The 6,703-nt window shown below is 74.5% G+C and carries 4 protein-coding genes and 2 pseudogenes; 4 read left to right on the plus strand and 2 right to left on the minus strand.

Going from position 1 to position 6,703, the window contains the following annotated elements:
* Positions 1-38 precede the first annotated feature (38 nt).
* Both mycP and eccB read right to left on the minus strand, forming a co-directional pair.
* Entirely contained in the window at positions 39-1,277 is a 1,239-nt protein-coding gene (gene mycP, locus BM536_RS09465; RefSeq protein ID WP_073494886.1) for a type VII secretion-associated serine protease mycosin, read from the minus strand.
* A 29-nt stretch (positions 1,278-1,306) separates the two neighbouring features.
* A complete protein-coding gene (eccB, locus tag BM536_RS09470) occupies positions 1,307-2,833 on the minus strand; it encodes a type VII secretion protein EccB (protein ID WP_073494884.1) in 1,527 nt (508 codons plus the stop codon).
* 198 nt (positions 2,834-3,031) lie between these two features.
* Here eccB and eccE point away from each other — a divergent pair, with 198 nt between their 5' ends.
* The 4 genes and pseudogenes from eccE to BM536_RS44320 form a co-directional block, all read left to right on the plus strand.
* Positions 3,032-4,366 (plus strand): type VII secretion protein EccE, encoded by a 1,335-nt coding sequence (eccE, locus tag BM536_RS09475; RefSeq protein WP_094102801.1) that lies wholly within the window; start codon positions 3,032-3,034, stop codon positions 4,364-4,366.
* Entirely contained in the window at positions 4,363-5,148 is a 786-nt protein-coding gene (locus BM536_RS09480; protein WP_094102802.1) for a hypothetical protein, read from the plus strand. Before eccE ends, BM536_RS09480 begins: the two co-directional genes overlap by 4 nt.
* Positions 5,149-5,509: 361 nt before the next feature.
* Positions 5,510-5,590: pseudogene (locus tag BM536_RS44315) on the plus strand (SCO5717 family growth-regulating ATPase); the annotation flags it as partial.
* Between the two features lie 540 nt (positions 5,591-6,130).
* Positions 6,131-6,703 (plus strand): annotated as a pseudogene (locus tag BM536_RS44320) (hypothetical protein); the annotation flags it as partial.

Raw genomic sequence — 6,703 nt, forward strand, 5'->3', positions numbered from 1 at the left:
ACCAGCCGTGCAGTTCACTCTCCGTCGAGAGATGACGCCTACTCCCCTCCCGTCACCCTCCGCGCCCGTCGTCGGGCGTCCCGGATCGCCACCGCGGTGCCGCCCAGGGCCGCCACCAACACCGCCGCCGCCACGGCCACGTACGTGGCGAGGCGGGCGTTGCGTTCGTCGGGGGTTTCGCCGACCTGGAACTTCGCGGCCGTCGGGGGCTGGGCGCGGGTGAGGCCGTCCTGGGGGTTCGGGGACTCGATCGGGTGGTCGTCCTCGGTGAGGGCGCGGACCGGGTCGACCACGCCCCAGCCGACCAGGCGGTCGTGGCCGGCGATCGTGCGTTCCGCGGTCTGTTCGATCTGGGCGACGACCTGGGCGGCGGTCCAGTCGGGGTGCTTGGCCTTGATCAGGGCCGCCACGCCCGCGACGTACGGCGCCGAGAAGCTCGTACCGTTGTCGGAGCAGTGACCGCCCTGGGGGACCGTGGAGATCATGTCGACGCCGGGGGCCGCCACGCCGACGAAGTCGCCGGACTGGGAGAAGGAGGCGCGTTCGTTGTTGCGGTCGGAGGCGGCGACCGCGAGGACGCCCTCGTAGGACGCCGGGTACGTCTTCTTGACGTTGCCGCCGAGGCCGTCGTTGCCCGCCGACGCCACGACCACGATCTTCTGGGCCAGTGCCTCGTCGACCGCCTTCTCCAGGTCGGAGTCGGGCTGGACCGCGTTCGAGGTGTCCTGGGAGATGTTGATGACCTGGGCCTTGACCCGGATGGCGTGGCGGATCGCCGCGGCCAGGCTCGCGGTGTCGCCGTGGCCCTCGGCGTCGTTCTGCTGGATCGGGATGATCGTCGCCTCGGGCGCGAGGCCCACGAAGCCGGTGCCGCTGACGGGGCGGGCCGCGATGATGCCGGCGACCTTGGTGCCGTGGCCGACGGTGTCGGTCGTGCCGTCCTCCTTGCCGCGCTCGATCGGGTCGCCGTCCTCGTCCTTGATGCCCTTCGGCAGCAGGTTGCGCCCGCTCTTGGCGTCGACCGCCCCGGTGAGCTGCGGGTTCTTGACGTCCACGCCGGTGTCGATGACGGCCACCCGCACGCCCTCGCCCTTGGACCGGCTCCACAGTTCGTCGAGGAGGACGCGCTGGAGGGACCAGGGGCGGCCGGGGTAGAGGCCGTTGGGGAACTGACACTGGTCCGAGTAGGGCAGCTTGCCGGCCGCCTCCGCGGGGGGTGCGAGGACCGTGGCCGTCGTCAGCAGCGTCGCGGCCGCCGCCACGGTCGTACGAAGCACTGTCGCCCGAAGCACTGTCGCCCGCCTCCTCACGAGCCCTGCGGCTGACGTGCCGCCGCCGTCGACAGACGCGGGCCGGTCGGCAGGAACTCCGACCAGGCGGCGGGGATCGGCGCCGGGTCCACGTCCTTGTAGCCGAGCCGGTTCTGCGCCTGCTGTGCCTCCCGCTGGAGCTGTTCGCGCTCCTTGGCCGTGGTGCCGATTCCCGCGTCGTCCGTGGCGCTGTCGGCGTTGGACTGGAGTACGTAGCGCAGGCCCGTGTCGGTGACCAGGAACACGGGGCCCGTCTTGGTCTGTTCGCCCTGGAACTGGCGGTAGAGCTGGCCGGAGCCGGGGGTGACGTAGGCGCTGGAGGACCCGGTGGGCAGCTTGGCCGGGTAGTCGGTGCCCACCCAGGTGCTCAGGGTGGTGGCGCCGGAGTCGGCGTCGACGTCGCGCAGGACGTTGCAGATGGTGCTGCGGCTGCCGGAGGCCGCCGACGCCTCGTTGACGGGCGCGGGGTCGCCGGTCGGCCAGTTGTGTTCGGTGCCGAACGCCTGGCCCGGCACGATCGCGCCCGGACTGACCTCGTGGGCCTGTCCGGCCTGGCCGAGCGGGGCCAGTTCCTCGCTGAACAGCAGCAGCTGGGCGATGAACGCGGAGACCGGGGCGACCCGGCCGGGCAGCACCACGTAGTACTGCTCGGTGTTGTTGTCGAACGCCTTGAGCACCATGCCGACCTTGTTGACCGACGCGTCCAGCTGCCCGGGTGCCCCGGCTGCCGTGCCGGGCCGCCCGGTGATCGCCGGGAAGCTGATCGCGTCACCCGGGTGCAGGGTGGCCAGCCACTCCGCGGAGACCCGCTGCGGCTCGCGGCCGGAGCCGACGACGGCGCGCAGCAGCAGCTCGTCGCTCTTGTCGACGGGGTACACGGCGCCGCTCTTGTCGACGACGTAGCGCTTGCCCTGCGGGTCCGTCACATAGAGGAGCTGGCCGCCGCGCAGGCGTCCCTTGTCGTCGGTCACCTTCATGTCGCGCGCGGAGAGCACCAGCGCGGCCTTCTGGACGGAGCCGCCGCCGCCCGCGCCCGGACGCTCGCAGACCACCCAGCGCTTCCCCGTGCCCGCCTCCGAGGCCGGGGGCAGCCGGTCGGGCGCGTAGGGGATGCCGATGGTGACGCCGTGCGGGATCTTGCCCTTGTCGAGGACGGACTCGGCGACGGTCACGACGTCGCCCTGTCCGTCGGCGAGGAGCAGTTTCGCGGAGGCCATGTTGAGCACCGGGTGGAGCTGGACCTGGCCGTCGGTCTTGAGGACGACGTACCGCGTCGTCGACTTGCTCGCGACGATCACCTTGGCGTTGGGCTCGTCCCAGCCCTTGGGCGCGGTCGGCTTGAACATGCCCCACGCGCCGAAGACCGCCATGACGATCACTCCGACGATGATGCCGGGCAGGACCGAGCGCAGCGGTCGCGGCGCTCCCTCCTCCGAACCGTCCGGCGACGACTGGAGGAAGGCCGCGAGCATGCGGCGCTTCGCGAAGGTGTAGGCGTTGAGCTGATCGCGCCGGGATGCCATCTGTCTGTGTCTCTCCCCGTTGTCCGTCCGGACCGCACGCGCGGGTGACGCGGTCCCCCGCCCCCGATGTCGGAGCGGCCCCCTACTATGCCTGGTATCCGCGCGGACTTGGGGAGCGGGTAGGGTTCCGGGGCCGTCAAGTGCCCTGTGTGGTGCTGGAATACGGGCGAGTCGTGAGCAGAACGGGGAGATGGAGTGATGGCTTCGGGCACGCGCGTGCGCTCCGGTGGCCGGTCGCGGACGCGGGGCTCCTCGTCGTCCGGACCGCAGCCGGCGCGGTCGCCGCAGGCGCCACAGCGGTCGGCGGCGCCGGGGGCGCTCCAGCTCAGGGTGCGTTCGGGGCACGCCGGGGCATTCCGGTTGCAACGCCTCGTCCTGTGGCAGATCGCGGTCGCCGTCCTGCTGGTCGGCTGGGCGGTCGGGCCGGTGGCCCTGGGGGTGGCCGGTGTCGTCGCCGCGGTGCTCGTGGTGCTCTCCGTGGCGCGCCGCCGCGGCCGTTCGCTGCCGGAGTGGCTGGCCACCGCGCGGGCGCTGAAGGTACGCCGCCGGCAGGCCGCCAAGCTGGAGATACCGCCCGGGACCGAGCCGGGGTTCGCCCCGGCGCTGGAGTGCGACCCGAGCCTGCGCACCTACGAGTACGGCAGCCGTGACCGGCGGCCCGTCGGGATCGTCGGCGACGGCACGTTCGTCACCGCGGTCCTCCAGGTCGAGGCGGACGCGACCGCGTTGCGGGCCGAGCGCAGCCGGCAGCCGCTGCCGCTCGCCCTGGTGCACGACGCGCTCGAGGTGGACGGCATCCGCCTGGAGTCCGCGCAGATCGTGCTGCACACCCAGCCCGCGCCCGCGCTGCACCTGCCGCGCCAGTCCGTGGCCGTCGCGAACTACGCGCCGCTCCAGGAACAGACCGGCGCACCGGCCGTACGCATCACGTGGATCGCGCTGAAGCTGGACCCGGAGCTGTGCCCGGAGGCCGTGGCAGCGCGCGGCGGCGGTCTCACCGGCGCGCAGAAGTGCGTCGTACGGGCGGCCGACCATCTGGCGAGCCGACTGACCGGCGCCGGGTTCCGTGCCACCGTGCTCGACGAGGAGGGGCTGACGGCCGCCCTCGCCACCTCGGTCTGCGCCAACCCGCTGGTGACGGCGGAGGCCGGGCGGACCGGGGCGGTGGACCGGCGCACCGAGGAGTCCGGCCGCAGCTGGCGGTGCGACAACCGGCGGCACACGACGTACTGGTTGCGCCGGTGGCCCGCCCTGGGCGGCGGCAGCGGCCCGTCGCTGCCGCAGTTCGTCGCCCTGATCACCGCCATCCCGGCGCTGGCCACGACCTTCAGCCTCACCCTCGCGCGCGGCGAGCGCCAGGAGGTGTCCCTGAGCGGACACGTCCGGGTGACGGGACGCAGCGACGACGAACTCGTGGCGGCCCGGCGCGCGGTGCAGGGCGCGGCCCGGCACACCGGCGCGGGACTCGCCCGCCTCGACCGCGAACAGGTGCCCGGCATCCTGGCCACGCTGCCCCTCGGAGGTGTTCGGTGACGGCGACGACGACGACAAGGACCGGTGCGCCGGAGCCTTCCCCCGGCACCCCCGGCTCCCCCGACTCCCCCGGACGCCGCCTGCTGCGCGCCGGCTTCGGACTGATCGGTCCGCGGCACGCGCGGCACTCGGTGTCGGTGGAACAACTGGGCGCGCTCGCGCTGCCCATCGGTGACGACGGCGTCGTCATCGGCGTGGACGCCGAGGGCAGGCCCGCCGTCCTGGGCCTCAACCGGCCCACGCCGTACGACGTCGTCCTGATCGGAGGCCTGTGGACCGCGCAGGTGCTCGCGCTCAGAGCGGCGGCCACCGGGGCCCGCGTGGCCGTGGAGACGGGCCGGCCGCAGGCGTGGGCGCAGATGGTGCACGCCATGGGCGGCGGGCAGAACGGCCTCGCGGTGTACGAGGTCGGCCGGGTGCCCCCGCAGGGCGCGTCGGCGGGCACGCCGGTGCTGGTGGTGCGGGACTGCGGGATGCGCCCGCCGCGCGGACGCGTCGCTTCCGGACCGTGGCAGGCCGTGCTGACGCTGCTGCCGTATCTGTCACCGGTCGCCCCTCGGCTGCTGCGGCAGGCCCGGCTCGTCGGCGTACAGCGGATCTCGCCGGACGAGTCGGCGGAACTGGGCCGCGCGTTGGCGCTCCCGCGCGCGGACGTGGAGGCCCTGCCCACGCTCGCCGACGGCTTCACGCTGTGGTGCGCCGACCGCGACCGGCAGTACGTGATGACCCAGCCCACGGACGCGGAGATCGGCCTGCTGGGCACGCCGCGGCGCATGGACTGAGGCGACTCTCCGGCTTCCCGGCCTGCCGTCCGTTCCTCGCCCTTCCCCCTTTACGGCCTCCCCCGTACGGCAGTTGTGACGCTATGGCCGGTTTGCCGGGTGGCTCGACGCACGCGGACCCACTCGTCGGAGGGCCGGTGACGTGATGGACTGGTGCCGAGGGCGGGCGGGCCTGCCTGGGCGGGGCATCTGATGATTAGGCTGGTGCCGGGCGCGATGCCGGAAACCGTGGGGTGGGCTTCGACGTCCCGGGGGAGGGCCGGCACTTCGGACGACCCCAGACCGCCTCGGACCACTGCGTACGACGAGAAATGGTCGCCCCGGCACGGCTCGAGGGTGCGCGACCACACCAGGAGGAACTGTGAGCAGCGATCGGGACGGGATCCGCGGGGGCTGGGCCACACCCGGCGATGACCAGCCCGACGCGGAGTCCGCCATCGAGGCGACGGGCGAGTTCACCATCGACTACGCGCCGCCCGCTTGGTACACGCAGAACGCGGCGGGGGATTCGGGGACGGGGTCGGGCACGGAGCCCGGTTCGGAGCCGGGCGCCGCATCGGGTTCGGGTCCCGGTGCGGGTGCGCCCGGCGGTCCCGGGGGCGGGTTCCCGGCCGGTGACCCGATTCCGGGGCTGGCTCCGCCGGCCCACGCGAACGTGACGCCCGGTGCCCCGTACGCCCCTCCGGCTCCGCCCGCACCTGGCGCTCCCTTCTCGCCGCCTGCTCCGGTGGCCGGGCCGGGGGCGCCTTTCACCCCGCCCGCGCCCCCTGCGCCACCCGTCACTCCCACCGCTCCCGCAGCCCCGGCGGCGCCCGCGGAGCCCATCGGCGAGCCGGTGGCCGTGCCCGGCTTGCCGGCGGACAGCGGGTTCGAGCCGCAGCAGACGCCACAGCCACAGCCACAGCCACAGCCACAGCCGGTAACGCCGTCCCCCGAGGACGAGGACGGTCCCGGGAACGGCGACCTGGAGAGCGGCGCGACCATGCGCTTCTCGGCGGTCGCCCTGAAGCAGCAGATCGCGCGGCGGGCCGAGGCGCCGGACACGGCGTCCGACAGCGAGGCCGAGGCGGACGCCACGGACGACGACGAGGCCGACGCGGCCGAGGCGGCGAGCCCCGAGGTGGACGAGGGCTCCGAGCCGGAGGCCGGGGAGACCGACGCCGGCGCTGTGCCCGGGGAGGTCGGGGACGGGGTCCGGCAGGACGAGTCAGCCGAGGAGGACGGGACTCCCGCAGCCGTGTCCCCCGTCGCCGGGACTCCGGCCGAGGAGTCGGACGCGGACCCGTCGGACGAGGCGCCCACCGCCGGGTCGTCCGCGTCGGCGGAGCCCGAGCCGGAGCCGTCGGCCGCCATGCCCGCGGCGGCGGCACCCGTCCCCGCCGAGTCTTCGGACGCCGTCCCGGCAGGCGCCGCCGCGGCCGCTCCGCAGGACCCCGCGCCGGTCGCTCCGCCCGCCTGGACTCCCCCCGCCGGCCCCGCAGAGCGGGCTGCCGCCGCTGCCACCGTCGTACCAGCCCGCCGCGCCCGCACCGGCGGCCGAGTGGCCCGCGCAACC

The sequence above is a fragment of the Streptomyces phaeoluteigriseus genome, assembly GCF_001896135.2.
Classification (GTDB): Bacteria; Actinomycetota; Actinomycetes; order Streptomycetales; family Streptomycetaceae; genus Streptomyces; species Streptomyces phaeoluteigriseus.